Source organism: Ureibacillus sp. GCM10028918, from assembly GCF_042666115.1.
Classification (GTDB): domain Bacteria; phylum Bacillota; class Bacilli; order Bacillales_A; family Planococcaceae; genus Ureibacillus.
Genome location: NZ_JBHTFK010000033.1, coordinates 26,632 through 43,160, shown reverse-complemented (window position 1 = coordinate 43,160; position 16,529 = coordinate 26,632). Strand labels below are relative to the sequence as shown.

Genomic DNA, 16,529 nt, shown 5'->3' with positions numbered 1-16,529 from the left:
TTAAACGGGATCCTTGTCCCAACCAGCTTGAAACATGCTTATACAAGTAGGGGGTGAACAGTTTTGCGGACGGGATCGAGTCCCACGGGCGCTACGTTCTACCCCCACTACCGTTATAATAAGACCTAAAAGAAAAAGGTCAACCAGAAAAATCTGGCTGACCTTATATTACGATCGGGCGCTTTTCTTGAAAGGAAAAGTGCTTTTTATATTGAAGAGCCATTTATGAAACAAATGAATTAGAAATGAATTTATATTGTTTATATAAAAATTGATTCGTATCGATTTGCTTTCTCAATATTGCGCCAAACTTAACAATATAATATTGTTGTGTTCAGTGATATGGTTCGTCGACTTAAACCATTCGACTGAGTATTGGAGGTATTTCATTGAATAAACAGGACCAACTAAATAATATCAAAGAAGATTTTATTAGTTCTCAAAAAGTATTACAGGCGATTGGTGATGAAACCCGTCAATCGATTCTTTTAGTATTAATGGGAACTGATTGTCAAACAGGGTTGCGTGTTGGCGAAATTACTGAAAAAACGCATCTTTCTCGACCGGCCGTTTCACATCATCTTAAGATTTTGCGGGAGGCCGATGTTATATTAATGCGTAAAGAAGGCACAAAGAACTTTTATTTTATTAATATACGTTCAAAAATAGGTTTATTAAAAAATCTTGTGACGGATATTGATAAGTTTTTGGAAGATTTTCATTGAATTATGGAATGTAATATACAAAAGTTGGAGGAACAGACGCAATGAGAGCAATGGTTATAGAAAAGTATGGGAAGGTCCCGATGCGTTTGACAGAAATGCCTACACCAGAAATTAATGAATATGAGGTGCTAGCAGAAATACATGCAGCTAGTATCAATCCCATTGATTTTAAGATACGTGATGGGAAAGTGAAATTGTTGCTTAAATATAAAATGCCTCTTATTCTTGGGAGCGACTTTTCTGGTGTCGTAGTTAAAGTTGGCGCAAAAGTGACTCATTTTAAAGTTGGTGACGAAATATATGCACGTCCACGTAAGAGTAAAATTGGTACTTTTGCTGAATATATTTCTGTGCATGAAGATGATATTGCTTTAAAACCTAAAAATTTAACCTTTGAAGAAGCAGCATCAATCCCGTTGGTTGGGTTAACTACATACCAAGCGTTTACTGACATCCTACAATTACGAAAAGGAGAAAAGATTTTAATTCATGCTGGGGCTGGTGGTGTTGGTACGTTTGCAATTCAACTGGCAAAATTAAAGGGGGCGACTGTTGCAACGACTGCCAGTGAAGCCGGCATGAATTTAGTAGAATCTCTTGGTGCAGATGAAATTATCAATTACAAAACACAAAAATTTGAAGATATATTAAAAAATTTTGATGCAGTTTTTGATACACTTGGGGGCGAGATACTAGAAAAATCATTTAATGTTGTCAAAGATGGTGGTAAAATTGTTTCCGTTTCGGGATTACCGAATGCTCGTTTTGCAAAAGAATATGGTTCAGGATTTTTTAAAGCATTGTTGTTTTCAGCAGCAAGTAGTAAACTTACTTCACTTGAAAAAAAGCATAATGTTCAATATACATTTTTGTTTATGGAACCCAGTGGAGAACAATTAAGTATCATTGCAAACTATATTGAAGCAGGTAATATTAAACCCGTAATAGATAAAGTCTTTTCTTTTGATGATGCTCAAAAGGCGATGGAATACGCAGAGTCTGGTAGGGCAAAAGGGAAAATAATATTAAAACTCAAATGACATTGAAGAGTCACTAAAGTCTGCATATTTTGAAAACGAATAGAGGGTTTCGTGGTTTTCTATACTCAACAATCGGGCGCTTTCCTTGAATAAGGAGAGGGTCTTTCTTCATAAATAGGACCAGATTGTGGAATAACCCATTTAATGAGAATAGGCAATTTATGCTTTAATTAGAAAGCGTAGAAGATTTGAAATTTTTATTCAAAAATTAATGTCTAAAATTTTTAAAGGAGGGGTTATTTTGAAAAAGTTAGCAATAGTATTTGCAATAATTAGTTGTGTATTAGTCGGCTGTTCTCAAGAGACAGAAACTAAAACAAGCGAATCAATAACTGAAAAGAGTGCAGAAGAGGAAGCGCACGTTAACACTAAAACGATTGATTTAGAAATAGAAGAATCGGAAGAAGTAGCTATATTTGAAAAGGCAGTAAGCAATTCAAAAAAAGAGCCTGGTGTTGTCAACATGGCAACAGAACCACAGTATCAATTTAGTAGTGGTAAAGAAACTTATTTTCTTTGGATTACAGAAGAATCTGGAACCATAATGAATACAGAAGACACGCACACTATATACACACTAACAAGTAATTCGGTTAAAGAAATTTACGAGTTTGTTAATAAAGATTAACAAATTAGCGGGTGCTTTAATTGAATAACAATCCTCAACAAACGGGCGCTTTCCTTGAATAAGGAAGGTGCTTTATTCAATTAAACCAGCTAATAGATTGTCAATAAAAATCTTTTAAATTAAAAATTACTTCATGCTATACTAAAAATGTGCAACCCAAATAACCCTCCGAATCTATTTGGAAGGTTTTTGTTGTATTGGAAAACGTTGTTATTAAATAGTTTCTTGGAACGGTGTTTTTGTTTTTAACATCGCATAAACCCAGTGTAAAAGCTTATTAGCACATGCAATAATAGCTACTTTGTATGGTTTACCTTCTTCGCGTTTCAAGTCGTAGAAGTCTCTTAATCTCTTATTTCGTGCTATGGTCTCATCGGTTGTTTTCTTTTTACGGCTATCACGAATAGAGCAGCGAACCGCTGTATAAAGCATACGGCGAAGCCTAGCTGAGCCACGTTTAGTAATATGATTTTTTGTACCTTTAAAGCGTCCGGATTCAAACACACTTGGATCAAGTCCTGCAAAGGCAACTAACTTTTTGGGATGACTAAACCGATCAATTTCGCCGATTTCAGAAATAATCGTGGCAGCGATTTTTCACCTACACCGGGAATTGTTTGGAGTAGTTCATATTCTTCAAGTTGTACCGCTAACTCATTAATCTCACGCTCCAACGTAGAAAGCTGGTAGTGGTACGCTTGAAGTAAATCTATATACATTTTCAAACTGACAAGAAGGCTCTGATAGAGAGTTGACTGAAATGGATTGCGTTCTGCAGCTACGATTAATTCCTCTGCTTTTCCATGTGCCCAATTAAAAGAACGTGCTTTACAATGCTTATTAATAAACTGTGTAATTTCGTCCACCCCAGCCTTTAAGACAGACTCGGAGGTAGGGAAGGCGTGTAAGGTTTTTATTGATATTTCTGCATATAAACTCCCAAAAACTCCTTTATACTCAGGAAATACCTGATCTAATACGGCTTGGAATTGGAGCTTGGTTAGAACCATAACTCCTGTCATATTTTCGTGCTGCCTTGTCAGATGCCGAAGGTTTAATAACTGAATACCTCGCTTTTTCTGAGGTTCTAAATCCTCTTTGTAATACATTTCACCTAAGTGATAAGCATCAATCGCATCTGTTTTGGTTTTCCTTTAGCTAGAACTTTTCGCTCGGTAGGATTCCAATGGATTAACGATAATCACAATATACTCTCTTGCTTCTAAAAACTGAACAACCGGGGCATGGTAGTGACCAGTTGATTCCAATACCACAGGTGGTTTCATCCCTGTTTGACGCTCTAAATCTAGTAAATAAGAGTGTAACTCTTCTAGACCCTCCACCGTATGTTCAACCTTCACACTGTTTTTATAGGGCATTTTTTGATCCAAGAACATTTGAACCTGACTTTCACCTTTTGCGATATCCAGACCTACAACTGGATCCATAAATTATCTCCTCCTAATATAGTGATTAACCGGTAACCTCCATCTATCTTGTCATTCATATCTTCGCTTGTTATACGGGATCACAATGTCCCAACCAGCCTAATCATGTGTTAACCAGTTGAGGGCGAACAGTTTAACGAACGGGATCAAGTCCCAAGGGCCAGAACGTTCTACCCCGGCTACTATCAATCTATAAATAGAATAAAAAATAGTCAATCAGATTTCTATGACTGACCTTATAATACGATAGGGCCAGATTGTTGAATAACACTAGGTTCATATGTGAAGAGTATGATTAAAAAATGCAATTCTAATAATTATAGTTAAGATAAATATTGTATTTGGGAATAATTTGAAACTTTTATTATTAATTACCGTACTTAAATATAAACACTTATATATTATTAGATATAAATAAGAGATATATATAGATGGGGTGAGGAAATGAAAAACAAGAAAACTATATTGATACCCATTTTTAGTATTATTATAGTTGTTATTCTCGTAGGTTTATATTTTATAAATTCTGAGACAAAATATTCTGCGGAGAATGTTTTAAGAGATGTTAATTTTAGTGCAGAAGAACCGTCTGTGGAATTGAAAAAGATTGATTATGAAGCAGAGGAATTATTCATTCCCATTAAATTAACAGATAAAACTCAGCAAGAATTGATAAAGGCTTTTGAAAAATCGAAATTTAAAAAAGACAATTCAGTTACAATATCTCAGGATTGCCAGATGGTAATGACTTTGAACAGAGGATATTATATGTTTTTAGATTTGGATAAAAAAGGGATTTTAGTCCAGGATAGTGACGGTTCATTCGAAGAATTTGTAATTTGAAGATGATGAAGGATTTTTTAGTATTTTAGAGAAAGCAGTAACAGAATAAAGGAGTTTGTGGTTTTCTAAAGGGGTGTTTTAATACTTGTTAATGATTTTAAAAGTAATTTTTTCGGTAATCGCCGCTTTTATTGCAGGATATGGATTGATTACTAAAAATTTCGAGTTTCAATCATATGCAATGTTTTTCTTAAGTTTAATGATGTTAGTGATGGGATTAGAAGAATTTCGGAAAGATCGAAAAGTTATGGGTTGGATTAGCATAATTGTTTTTTTATTTCTACTATTTGTAACACTTCTAGGCTTCTTCACCTTAAGTTGATTAACATCTTCCACAAAAGGGCCATATTGTTGAGTAACACATTAGAAGAAAAATGGTTATTTATGTTAATATTAAGGTGAGTTTGTAAAGAATTGTACTTAAAATAAAGGGGCAGGTTAGTTTAATAAGAGGTTAATCACTGTCACTCATAGAATAAATAATTTCCTACTATTTTTGGAGGTGAAGTTATATTGAATCAGGAAAGTATTAGTAAGATAAACCAAGTTGGATGGAATCAATCTGTGTATCAAGCATGGGTGAATCGACACGGTTTACCAAATGAATATGCACAAAAACTAAAGAGAAACCCTAACGAAGCTGTTTCTTACTATATGAATTATATGGGCGATGTAAAAGATAAAAAAATAGCTAATCTTTTAGGTTCAAAAGGGAATAAAGCCGTATCATGGGCCTTGTTAGGAGCTGATGTAACTGTTGTAGATATTTCAAAAGAAAATAGACGATATGCAATAGAGTTAGCTAATGAGGCGGAAGTGAATATAAAATACATTGTTTCAGATTTATTAGAAATACCTGAAGAAGACGAGTTGGTAGACTTTGATTTTGTAGTATTGGAACTCGGTGTATTACACTATTTCGTTGACCTAATGCCCTTATTTAAGCTTGTTCGTAATTCACTCAAGCCAGGCGGGAAATTTATATTAAGGGATTATCATCCCTTTGCATCAAAGTTGGTGAATTTAGAAGGGAATAAAATGATTGCAAATGGCGATTATTTTATAACAGAACTGATAGACGTAGATGTTGCTTACAGCATTTTATTATCGGAAAAAGAAAGTTCAAAACTTACAAAAAATAAAATCCGTAAATGGACATTGGGTGAAATAGTAACATCAATTGCTAAAGCAGATTTAAATATAGAAATCTTAGAAGAAGAATCAGGTATAAGGTGGGCATTTCCTTTTAATTCACCAGAAGGTATAGAGAATAAAATTCCTGGTCTATTTACGCTTATTGCTAATAAGTAAAAATTTCGATTCAACTAACGGGTGCTTTAGCAGAATAACGATGTTCAACAATCAGGCGCTTAAGTTGAATAAGATTAAGAGGTATCCATCTCAAACAATCTGGTATTTTTTATTTGGTTTTGTTAAATAGAATTGTTGTTTTTCAGGCGAAAAATATGGGAACGTCTGATTTGGACGTTCCCGTTCTTATTCCGTAAAGCACACGTTAAAGAAAAAAGGTAATTTATTTTTTTATTTATTATTATTTTACCAGTGTACTTGAAGTTTATTACCATTTGGGTCATAAAAGTGGAAAAAGGCATGGCCACTATCTTCTTTTATATCCTCGACCTTAACTTGATTACCAATTAAGTGTTGATGGAATTTGGATAATTCTGGACTTGTAAAGCCAATGCTAAATTCTTGTTCATTACCAATAGTAAAATGTGCAAATGTTTCATCTTCGGTAGGAACTAAGATAAGTAAAAAAGGTCCTTCATTTACTTTTAAAATTGCAAGTTCCTCAGTAATGTTTAGTAACTGGAGCCCTAATACATCTCTATACCATTGTGCAGACAGTTCTAAATCTTTTACAGGAATTCTAATATAATGTACTTGTTCAATAAATGACTTACTCATAGCCTTCTCTCCTTTATTTATCTGGTATATCAAATAGTTCCTTTTCTATATACCTTTTTCCTTCCGAGTAGTAAAAGCAGCAGTTCAACGTTAATTTTTAGGAATATGGTAAATGTGAGAAGCAAATCGGAGTAAATGTCGCTTTTCGAAGACATTATGCAATAGCTTATACAACAATCGGACGCAATTCCTGAATTGATAGGCACCCCAAATGTTAGACACGATCTAACATTTGGAGGTGCCTTTATTATGGCAGGGGGGAACATCTGAAAATGGTTAAGTCAAACGCTTTATATGAGCAATTTTAGCTTGAATAGTAGTTGTAAATGGTGCTTTTCTTCAGAACAAAGAGGTCACCATTTTTTGGACTATATGGCGAGATTGTTGAATATAATTGGGCAATGTATCGTATATAATTTTTTGGCCTTGAAATGTGTGAAAAAATAAGGCCTTACTATAAAAGAAACTCCATGTTGATCAATCTTTCTTTATGCTTGATTTTGATAAATATAAAGGTACTCTCGCGTATTCTTTTCCATTTAGAACTATCGTGCTGTCTTGTCTTGGACTATCATCTCTATGAATATCAAAAATCATTAAAAGGGATGAAAACTAAAAGAGAAAGCGAAAACCGCTTTCTCTTTTAGTTTTGTTCAAAACAGTAGATCTTCTGAAACCCATGTCAAGAACGCTATCTTTTAAAGAAATAATTATATTGAAGATTATAAGTTTTGCCTTGTCCTTATATAGTTATAGAAGGATGGAAGGACTACGTATCCAATTTCACTTTATATAAATTTTACTTACTTATAAATATAACTATGGACATTGCAAGTTTAACTATATTTGATCGATACAAAAAAATTTAGCCTGGAAAATTCCCCCTTGATAAATCGTAATCATTACTATATAATTCAAAACGTAATGATTACGATTTGAAAATACCAAATAGAATACAAGGAGGTTTCTATGAAATCTATTCAAGGAAAGACAGGGCACAAACTTGCTAATATTACGAGTTCTACACAATTATTAGGAAATCAATTACTTAAAATTGGTATCTTGTTCATGAGTATCTGCTTGCTAAGTGCATGTACAGGATCATCAGAAGGTTCTAATGAAGAAAATCCTTCAGAGAAGCATATTCATTTTCTCTATAATTTTGCCACTAATTCATTGGATCCACATGTTGATTCAAGTTATGTTCCACTAAGAGCCGGGATAACGGAAACATTAGTACGATTAGACGAAGAAAGTTTATCAGTTGCACCTTGGCTTGCAGAGAGTTGGGAAGGTAAGGATGGTCAACATTGGACAATTAAACTTCGTGAAGATGTTACATTCCAAAACGGTAAAAAAATGGATGCAGAAGCAGTGAAAGCTTCTTTAGAACGGGCACTACAAGAGAGTGTTGCGATTCGAAATGCGCTCAAAATAGATAAAATCGAAGCGGAGGGGTATACATTACATATTTCTACGAAGGAACCTTTTCCGGAATTTATATCTGAGCTAGTAAATCCGAATGTTTCAATTATTGATGTAACAGAACCGGATATTGTCAATAAACCAGTCGGTACAGGACCTTTTGTATTAAAGTCATTTTCACCAGGAAGCAAACTTGAACTTGATCGTTATGATGATTATTGGGACGGAGCTTCCAACCTCGATTCAGTAACATTTTCTTTTAATGAGGACGCAAATGCTCGTTCACTTGCTCTAAAATCTGGGCAAGTTGATATTGTTTACCGACCAGAGGTAGAGAGCTTGGAATCGTTAGAAACATTGGATGGGCTAAAAGTTGAATCTACTGCGACATTCCGTGTTCATCAGATGACGATGAATATGGAGCGAAGTAGCTTGCAGGACATAAATGTTCGTCGTGCAATTGATGCATTGATTAACCGCCAGAAAATTGTGGATAATATCCTTTTAGGTTACGGTGAGGCAGCTGTGAGCCCATTTTTACCATCCTTGCCTTTTGCCCCATCCTATGAACTAAGTGAAACTGGAGCAGATATAGCGAAAAAGTATTTAGAGGAAGCAGGCTATTCTCTGAAAAACGGAAAAATGCAAAAAGATGGAGAACCGCTTAAATTTACTCTATTAACTTATAGTGCAAGAGCAGATTTGCCATTAATCGCTCAAGTTTTTCAATCGGATGCGAAACAAATTGGAATTGATGTAGAAATTCGTCAAATTGATATTCCCGAAGAATATATGGCTTCCAATCGAGATTGGGATTTGGCAACCTATAGTAATTTAACCGCTCCACGTGGGGATGCAGGCTATTATTTAAATGCAACCTATCACCCAACTGGTGCCCTTAACTTTAGTGGTGCTCATGAGCCTGAACTCACTACAATCATTGACAAACTCAACCAAACAGTGGGCCAGGAAGAGCGAGCTGTCCTTGCAGAGCAAGCGGCTGATTATGTTCATGCAAATGTAATTAATTCTTTCGTCTTGCATCCTTCTACTATTGTTGCTTATAACGAAAACAAAGTTGAAAATTGGGTAACTACAAGAAGTGAATATTACATGATTACTAATCTATTGGATGTGAAATAGATGCTCCGCATTGTTATTCGAAAATTTTTTGAGATTCTAATCTTTATGTTATTTATTACCTTTATCAGTTTTTTAGTTGTTCGTCTTGCACCTGGAGATCCTGTTTTGACTATATTAAATGTTGACGAACTTTCTGTTGACCAAGAACAAGTTGAGGCATTAAGAGAAGAGATGGGATTCAATGAACCAATGCTCGTCCAGTACGGAATTTGGCTGCTAAAATTTATTCAACTCGATTTCGGTGTATCTTATGTCACGGGCCAGCCCGTTATGGATATGATTCTGACGGGATTGCCCGCGACAGTGGAATTAGCTAGTGGTGCATTAATCGTGATGCTAGTTATATCGATACCACTAGGATCAATATCGGCTTTATACCGTAATAGTTGGGTTGATCAATTGGGGAGGACTCTATCAGTCCTTGGAGCAGCTATCCCAAGTTTTTGGCTGGGTCTTATTCTAATCGAACTATTTGGTGTCCGTATAAACTGGCTGCCGACCATGGGCAGAGATGGATTTACTTCTTTAATTTTACCGTCATTGACACTTGGTCTAGCTATTTCAAGTGTATATGTTCGATTGCTTCGTTCTAGTCTTCTTGATTCGCTCAGTCAAGAATTTATCCGTGCAGCGAGAGCACGTGGGTTATCAGAAAAGCGCATTTTTTTAATGCATGCATTTCGACACAGCCTCCCACCGGTTATTACCGTTTTTGGGGTTAGCTTAGGTAGTCTGATTGGCGGGGTTGTAGTAATTGAAGTATTGTTTGCGTATCCAGGTTTAGGGAAACTTGTCGTTGAAGCCATACGTCAACGCGATTATCCAGTTATACAAGGATATATTTTAATCATGGCGATTGTTGTTTTCGTTGTAAATACAAGTGTGGATCTATCTTATAGGTATTTAAATCCGGAAATGAAACTAAAAGAAAGGGGGACGAATTGATGAATGGATTGTCTTTACGGTTGCCAAAATTGAAAAAGTCTAGATTGCCTGGAATAGTGGCTTTATTAGGCTTAATCTTTATTATATTAGTTGTCATATATACTTTTGTTTATTTGCGACATGATCCAAATTTAACAAACCTCGATGCACGACTTCTAGGGATGAGCATCCAGCACCCATTAGGTACAGATCAGCTCGGCAGGGATGTTTTAACTAGGCTGATGCTGGGTGCTGGGCAGACTATAGGCTATAGTTTATTGGCGCTTTTTGCTGCTCTTATTATTGGGGTCCCCTTTGGTCTTATTGCTGGATATAAACGTGGTTTTGTTGATCGTATATTTATGCGTATTGGAGATGGATTTTTAGCCTTTCCCGATACCATTGTAGCCATCGTTCTAAGTGGTTTGCTTGGACCGGGTATCGGTAATTTAGTACTGGCTATCATTATGATTAAGTGGGTGAATTATGCCCGTCTTGTTCGTAGTACGGTATTATCTGAATCTCAAAAAGAATATGTGTTAGTTGCACGTACTAATGGACTTTCTCCAACAAAGATTATACGAAAGCATTTATTTCCTCATATCGTGGGACATGTGCTTGTCCTTGCAAGTCTTGATCTTGGCAAAATTATTCTGCTCATTTCAGCTTTTTCATACATAGGTCTTGGTGTTCAGCCCCCGACACCTGAATGGGGAGCAATGCTGAATGAATCACGACCGTATTTTCAATCAAGACCAGAACTAATGATATACCCAGGATTAGCTATTGTGGTGGTTGTGTTACTAACGAATATGATAGGCGATTATTTACGCGATCATTTTGATGTAAAAAAAGAGGTGCAGCAGTGATCTTATCGATTGAACAGGTATCAATTAGTAGTAGAGAAAAGAAAATAGTGGATAACGTCTCGCTTTCTGTGGGTGAAGGTGAATGGTTTGCACTGGTGGGTCAGAGCGGAAGCGGAAAAAGCTTGCTTTCACAGGCGATTGGACAAATGCTTCCTTCAAATTTGAAGGTAGAAGGAAATATCTATTTTAAAGAGTTGGAATTGCTTTCATTAACAAAAAAGCAATACCAAACAATTCGTGGCAAAAAAGTGGCTTATATTTTTCAAGATTATCAAGGCTCTTTTACACCATTTAGAACGATTGGCCAGCATTTTGATGAATATCAAAGGGCTCATGGCGTATTGGATACTAAAAGCAGAAGACTAGAGTCAATTTATGCACTGGATTCCGTTGGTTTAGATGAGAATTTGTACAATAAATATCCATTTCAGTTAAGTGGGGGACAACTTCAGCGAGTATCGATTGCTATTGCACTCATGCTTTCTCCTGATCTATTAATCGCTGATGAAATAACAACCGCACTTGATAGTGTATCTGGACACCGGATTTTAGAGTTGCTTGCAAAAAAACAAAAGGAAACAGGGTGTGCAATTTTATTCATTACGCATGATTGGCGTCATGTAAGAAGATATGCAAACCGTTTAGCTGTAATGAAGGAAGGGGAGATTGTTGAGTCAGGTGGAAAACACCGTATACTCGATCATCCGAAGCATGATTATACAAAACAATTAATCGCAGCTGCCCCTATACTTGGGCAAGGTTTGCCATCGGGTTTACAGGAGGTCGAAAAAGGATGAATCTTCTTTCTATTAAAGAACTAACTAAATTTTATCAGTCAGAGAAAATAGCGGTTGATCATGTCTCGTTTAACCTGAACAAGGGTGAGTGTCTTGGTCTTGTTGGGGAGAGTGGTTGCGGCAAAAGTACATTAGCTCGTTGCTTAATGCGGATTGAACGGATTGATAGTGGGTCAATTCTTTTTGAAAATGAGGCGATAGAACTCCTGGATGAACGTCATTTACATTCTTATCGAAAGAAGATGCAAATTGTGTTTCAAAACCCTTCTGCTGCTTTAAACCCAAAGCTCAAAGTAAAAGATTCATTGATTGACCCTTATGCTCAGTATAAGAAGGAACTAAACCTTAGTCATTTTTCCTACACATCGAAGGATGCTTTTATAAGACAACTTCTCGAAGCTGTTGAGTTGCCGTCTCATTTAGCAGATAAATATCCTCATGAACTAAGTGGTGGACAGAGGCAACGTGTAACAATAGCTCGTGCCATAAGTATTGAACCGGAACTAATTGTCCTGGATGAACCAACCGCAAGCCTGGATGTAATCTCACAGAAGGCAGTGCTTTCTTTATTAACTGAGCTTCGTGAGACCTTGAATCTTTCATACTTGTTTATTTCACATGACCTTGCTGCTGTCAGTCAAATGTGTCAACGTATACTTGTTATGAAAGATGGTCGGCTTGTTGATCAATTTAATACGAACTATTTGTTTGATAATGAGCGGCATCCTTATACAAAAGAACTTATATCAATCTTTTAGGTTAGCAAAATCAGTATTTAAAAAACGTAATGGGCGAAAAGTACAACAATTAAAACTAGCTTCCATTCATCTATTTATCAATTTAAATTAGTTTTGAATGAAGAGCGAAAAACACTGATAAATATAGTTATGGAGGTGTTGTGATGAATCACCGAACTTATCTTGCCCTAGCAATCCCACTTACCATATCGACCATAACCACACCTTTACTTGGAGTAGTAGACATGGCAGTAGTAGGCCAGCTAGCCAATCCAGCTTATATTGGCGGTGTGGCTGTCGGTACAGTCATTTTTAATACACTTTATTGGTTGTTTGGCTTTTTAAGAGTTAGTACATCCGGTTTTGCAGCTCAAGCTGAAGGGGCAAATGACGAGAAGCAACAATTATTAGCACTTATTAGACCTTTGTTTATTGCTTTGATTGTAGGGGTAATCTTTCTTATTCTACAGTTGCCAATTCTAAATTTGACTCTCGCTTTTATGAGTCCTGCTTCTGACGTTTTTGAGTTTGCATCAGAGTATTATTCAATTAGGATTTGGGGAGCCCCATTTGCATTAGCAAATTATGTCGTGATGGGCTGGTTAGTTGGAAAATCTCGTATAAAATTAACGGTTTCTCTTCAAATTCTTATGAATCTTATTAACATTTTACTTGCTATTGTTTTTGTGAATGTCTTTTCATGGGGAGTATCTGGGGTAGCTGCCGCCACGTTTATAGCAGAAATAGCTACAGTTATTTTAAGTGTGATAATAGTAATTAAATTACTTCCTCAGTCATTCCGTTTTCCTTCCATTAGTGAGATTCTAGATCCAGAACCTTTTAAAAAGATGGTGGCAATGAATCGAGACTTAATGCTCAGAACATTTTGTTTACTAGTTGTTTTTAATCTATTTACGGCAAAGGGTGCAACTTACGGAACCGAAGTATTGGCTGCAAATGCTGTACTGATTCAGATTCATTACATGATGGCATACACGTTTGATGGGTTCGCAAATGCATCGAGTATTTATGTTGGTAAAGCAATAGGTTCCCAAGATGAAAATTTATATAAAAAAACAGTATCATTGTCTTTCCAGTGGGCAATCATTTCTTCACTTCTCATAACAGTGGTATTTTACTTAGGTAAAGGATTTATAATACCAGTATTTACGAAGACTCAGAATGTTATTGAGTTAACTGCCACCTATGAACATTGGATTATGCTATTTCCGATATCAGCAAGCCTTGGCCTCGTTCTTTATGGTGTGTTTACTGGTGCGACAGAGGCAAAGCCAATTAGGAATTCGATGGTATATGCACTAGGTGTTTTTTTGCTGGTGTTATGTTTATCTCTACCATCACTACAAAATCATGGCCTATGGTTGGCCTTCATTATATTTAGTTTAGGTCGATCTATTTTTTTAGTTATGTATATTCCATCATTAAATCGTAAACTTTTTCCATTGATGCAGGTTAATAGAGAATCAACATGTAACAATTAGTTTATTCATATGGAATCGACTTGAAGGAAATCAAAATCTTATCGAGAATTTAATATTACAGTAGCAATTTTCCACCTAGAGAAACCACAGGAGCTATCATAATATTGAATTACATGGAGGATAAAAAATGATTTCTACGGTAGAAGGAAACGTAATTGTATTCGAACGTGAATTTGATGCTTCGAAAGTTGTTCTATTCAAAGCATTTTCAGAAGAACAGCATCTGAAAAATTGGTGGGGACCTCGTGGTTGGATTCTTGCGTACTGCGAAATTGATTTTCGAGTTGATGGCATTTGGCACTACTGTATGAAGTGTACTGACGAGAATCAAGGAGACTTTTTTGGATTTGAATCTTGGGGAAAGGGAATCTACCAAGTAATTGCACAAGATGAAAAGATAGTTTATGTTGATTATTTTTCAGATGCGGATGGTAATGAAGTCGAGGGTATGCCTTCAACACAGAGCACTTTATTATTTGAAGAAATTGATGGAAAGACAAAATTGATTAATCGTGCAGTATATCCTTCTGCTGAAGCCCTGAAAACAGTCTTAGATATGGGTATGGAACAAGGAACTATTGAAACTTGGGACCGGTTAGAGCAGTATATTTCCTCAATAAAGTAAATTTCTTGTCTACACCCTTGGCAACCCACATAGAATGGGTTGCTTTTTTTAATAGCTGTGTAGTGTAGCTACATAAGCTTATAAATCCTCCTAATAGATAGGAAGGGTTCAAATTTTTCTTTTAATTTTATGAATTCCTAAATATTTGAATCGATAAGTAAATTTTACCGTATACATATTTATAAATTGATATGGAGGTTTATCATGGAACAATCATATAAGATAGCAATCATTGGTGGGACAGGGAAGGTGGGACGTTATATTTCTTCTGCAGCATTAGAGAAAGGGCATCAAGTCCGAATGCTTGTTAGAAATCCAGATAAGTTAACTTTCAAAGATGATAGAATTGAAATCGTTAAAGGAAATGCAGAAAATTTGAAGGATATTCAAAAACTACTAGAAGATTGTCAAGTAGTCATTAATACTTTCGGCCAACCCATAAAAGAGAAGCCAATTTATAGCAGTGTAACAGAAAGAATAATTGAGGTAATGGGAGATTTGCAGATTGAACGCTACATTGGTGTTACAGGTGGCTCGCTAACAATTCATGGAGATCAAAAGAGTATCATAAATAAAGTTGGAGCAAAGATATTTGAAATAATCTATTCTAGAATGATGGATGATAAGAAAAAAGAATGGAATATTCTCAACAGCAATAAATTAATCAAATGGACTTTAATTAGGCTTCCATTTATAGTTGATGGCGAAGGGGTAGGATTAATAAAAGAAAACCTTACAAATATGCCAGGTACAAGAATAACGAACCGAGATATAGCTAAATTTATCATTAGCCAAATTGATGATAAAACCTATATACAAAAAGCACCGTTTATATCTAATTAAATTGATTATCCCGAATAAGTGTAGAATTGAAGATGCTAAAAAAAGAAATCCATTTATGATTTCTTTTAAATTACAATTAGCTAAGTACTTTTCAATAATTAAGGCTTTAAGCATATCTTAGAGCTACTCCCTAAGAACAATCGTATTACTATGAAGGAATTGGGTGGAAAATCCATTTAACTGAAAAGTTACATCAGCGGGAGTGGTGAAATTAGAGAAAATGGGATTATTGAGGGTTTTTTATTAAATTTAATCAAGTAAGAATGGGTATTTAGTGCATGCAATTATACATATTTAAACCAAAAGTACGAATCATAAACCTTATCTTAAGTTTCTATATGAATAAAAAGTGATTTTTCACCTTTACATAGGGTGTGGGGGTATGTTATAGTTTAAATATAGGGTATAGGGGTATAAATAATCTGAACAAAGGAGAATTTCATATGGAACTCGAACTAAATCAAGAAAAACTATTAAATGATGATACATGTTGTTCAAGTTCTAATGAGCGGAAAAGTCATCATACCGATGCAACAAAGAAAAATCTTATAACAAGGCTAAACAGGGTTGAAGGTCAAATTCGTGGCATAAAAGGTTTAATCGAGAAGGATACGTATTGTGACGATGTGATTACACAAATATCTGCAGCACAATCAGCTTTAAACGGTGTAGCGAAGATGCTTCTTGAGACTCATATGAAAGAATGTGTCGTAGATCGTATACAAGAAGGAGATTTAGAAGTTCTAGATGAAGTACTTGTTACGATTCAAAAATTAATGAAAAAATAAGGAGTAGATTATAATGGAAAATATAACTTTGAATGTAAATGGAATGTCGTGTGGTCATTGTGTAAAGGCAATTGAAGGCAGTGTAGGCGAATTAGAAGGCGTACAACAAGTAAAAGTTAATCTAGAAGATGCCCAAGTTACTGTATCATTTGATAGTGAAAAAGTTACACTAGATAAAATTAAAGAAACAATTGATGACCAAGGTTACGATGTACTATAAAATTAAGTAAAGTAAAAACAATTAAGAGTGCTATCAAGGCACT

General features: G+C 35.4%; 18 protein-coding genes and 1 pseudogene. 16 read left to right on the top strand and 3 right to left on the bottom strand.

The window, feature by feature from the left end:
- Positions 1-383 precede the first annotated feature (383 nt).
- The 3 genes from ACFQU5_RS16550 (at position 384) to ACFQU5_RS16540 (ending at position 2,393) form a co-directional block, all read left to right on the top strand.
- Positions 384-725 carry an ArsR/SmtB family transcription factor gene (locus tag ACFQU5_RS16550; RefSeq protein WP_390290247.1) on the top strand — a complete coding sequence of 114 codons (342 nt, stop codon included), beginning with the start codon at positions 384-386 and terminating at the stop codon, positions 723-725.
- Between the two features lie 41 nt (positions 726-766).
- The gene (locus ACFQU5_RS16545; RefSeq protein ID WP_390290230.1) at positions 767-1,765 is read left to right on the top strand and encodes an NADP-dependent oxidoreductase; all 999 of its coding nucleotides are present in this window, start codon (positions 767-769) and stop codon (positions 1,763-1,765) included.
- 241 nt (positions 1,766-2,006) lie between these two features.
- Complete coding sequence (locus ACFQU5_RS16540) at positions 2,007-2,393, top strand: YhfM domain-containing protein (protein WP_390290227.1); 387 nt, start codon at positions 2,007-2,009, stop codon at positions 2,391-2,393.
- Positions 2,394-2,606: 213 nt separating this feature from the next.
- Here ACFQU5_RS16540 and ACFQU5_RS16535 read toward each other — a convergent pair.
- Positions 2,607-3,841, bottom strand: a pseudogene (locus ACFQU5_RS16535) (IS110 family RNA-guided transposase).
- A gap of 444 nt (positions 3,842-4,285) precedes the next feature.
- Between ACFQU5_RS16535 and ACFQU5_RS16530 the strand changes: the two are divergent.
- From ACFQU5_RS16530 to ACFQU5_RS16520, 3 genes are all read left to right on the top strand, one after another.
- On the top strand, positions 4,286-4,684 hold the full coding sequence (locus ACFQU5_RS16530; RefSeq protein WP_390290224.1) for a hypothetical protein: 399 nt from the start codon (positions 4,286-4,288) through the stop codon (positions 4,682-4,684).
- A 91-nt stretch (positions 4,685-4,775) separates the two neighbouring features.
- On the top strand, positions 4,776-5,006 hold the full coding sequence (locus ACFQU5_RS16525; RefSeq protein WP_390290244.1) for a DUF3953 domain-containing protein: 231 nt from the start codon (positions 4,776-4,778) through the stop codon (positions 5,004-5,006).
- A gap of 191 nt (positions 5,007-5,197) precedes the next feature.
- Positions 5,198-5,995, top strand: a complete 798-nt coding sequence (locus tag ACFQU5_RS16520; protein WP_390290221.1) for a class I SAM-dependent methyltransferase — start codon at positions 5,198-5,200, stop codon at positions 5,993-5,995.
- Between the two features lie 246 nt (positions 5,996-6,241).
- On the opposite strand, the gene ACFQU5_RS16515 is transcribed toward ACFQU5_RS16520, so the two are convergent.
- Together ACFQU5_RS16515 and ACFQU5_RS16510 are read right to left on the bottom strand one after the other, a co-directional pair.
- Positions 6,242-6,613 (bottom strand): VOC family protein, encoded by a 372-nt coding sequence (locus tag ACFQU5_RS16515; protein ID WP_390290218.1) that lies wholly within the window; start codon positions 6,611-6,613, stop codon positions 6,242-6,244.
- Between the two features lie 477 nt (positions 6,614-7,090).
- Complete coding sequence (locus tag ACFQU5_RS16510; RefSeq protein WP_390290215.1) at positions 7,091-7,210, bottom strand: stage II sporulation protein P; 120 nt, start codon at positions 7,208-7,210, stop codon at positions 7,091-7,093.
- 471 nt (positions 7,211-7,681) lie between these two features.
- On the opposite strand from ACFQU5_RS16510, the gene nikA reads away from it, so the two are divergent.
- The 10 genes from nikA (at position 7,682) to copZ (ending at position 16,486) form a co-directional block, all read left to right on the top strand.
- Positions 7,682-9,181 (top strand): nickel ABC transporter substrate-binding protein, encoded by a 1,500-nt coding sequence (gene nikA, locus ACFQU5_RS16505; protein WP_390290242.1) that lies wholly within the window; start codon positions 7,682-7,684, stop codon positions 9,179-9,181.
- Entirely contained in the window at positions 9,182-10,126 is a 945-nt protein-coding gene (gene nikB, locus ACFQU5_RS16500; RefSeq protein WP_390290212.1) for a nickel ABC transporter permease, read from the top strand.
- Positions 10,126-10,974, top strand: a complete 849-nt coding sequence (gene nikC / locus ACFQU5_RS16495) for a nickel transporter permease (protein WP_390290209.1) — start codon at positions 10,126-10,128, stop codon at positions 10,972-10,974. The genes nikB and nikC overlap by 1 nt, the downstream gene beginning before the upstream one ends.
- Positions 10,971-11,771 carry an ABC transporter ATP-binding protein gene (locus ACFQU5_RS16490; RefSeq protein WP_390290206.1) on the top strand — a complete coding sequence of 267 codons (801 nt, stop codon included), beginning with the start codon at positions 10,971-10,973 and terminating at the stop codon, positions 11,769-11,771. Before nikC ends, ACFQU5_RS16490 begins: the two co-directional genes overlap by 4 nt.
- On the top strand, positions 11,768-12,529 hold the full coding sequence (locus ACFQU5_RS16485) for an ABC transporter ATP-binding protein (protein ID WP_390290203.1): 762 nt from the start codon (positions 11,768-11,770) through the stop codon (positions 12,527-12,529). Before ACFQU5_RS16490 ends, ACFQU5_RS16485 begins: the two co-directional genes overlap by 4 nt.
- Before the next feature lie 143 nt (positions 12,530-12,672).
- Complete coding sequence (locus tag ACFQU5_RS16480; RefSeq protein WP_390290200.1) at positions 12,673-14,010, top strand: MATE family efflux transporter; 1,338 nt, start codon at positions 12,673-12,675, stop codon at positions 14,008-14,010.
- Between the two features lie 127 nt (positions 14,011-14,137).
- Entirely contained in the window at positions 14,138-14,635 is a 498-nt protein-coding gene (locus tag ACFQU5_RS16475) for an SRPBCC domain-containing protein (protein ID WP_390290196.1), read from the top strand.
- A gap of 204 nt (positions 14,636-14,839) precedes the next feature.
- Positions 14,840-15,478 (top strand): NAD(P)-dependent oxidoreductase, encoded by a 639-nt coding sequence (locus ACFQU5_RS16470; protein ID WP_390290193.1) that lies wholly within the window; start codon positions 14,840-14,842, stop codon positions 15,476-15,478.
- A gap of 443 nt (positions 15,479-15,921) precedes the next feature.
- On the top strand, positions 15,922-16,266 hold the full coding sequence (locus tag ACFQU5_RS16465) for a metal-sensitive transcriptional regulator (RefSeq protein WP_390290190.1): 345 nt from the start codon (positions 15,922-15,924) through the stop codon (positions 16,264-16,266).
- 13 nt (positions 16,267-16,279) lie between these two features.
- The gene (copZ, locus tag ACFQU5_RS16460) at positions 16,280-16,486 is read left to right on the top strand and encodes a copper chaperone CopZ (protein ID WP_390290187.1); all 207 of its coding nucleotides are present in this window, start codon (positions 16,280-16,282) and stop codon (positions 16,484-16,486) included.
- Positions 16,487-16,529 lie beyond the last annotated feature (43 nt).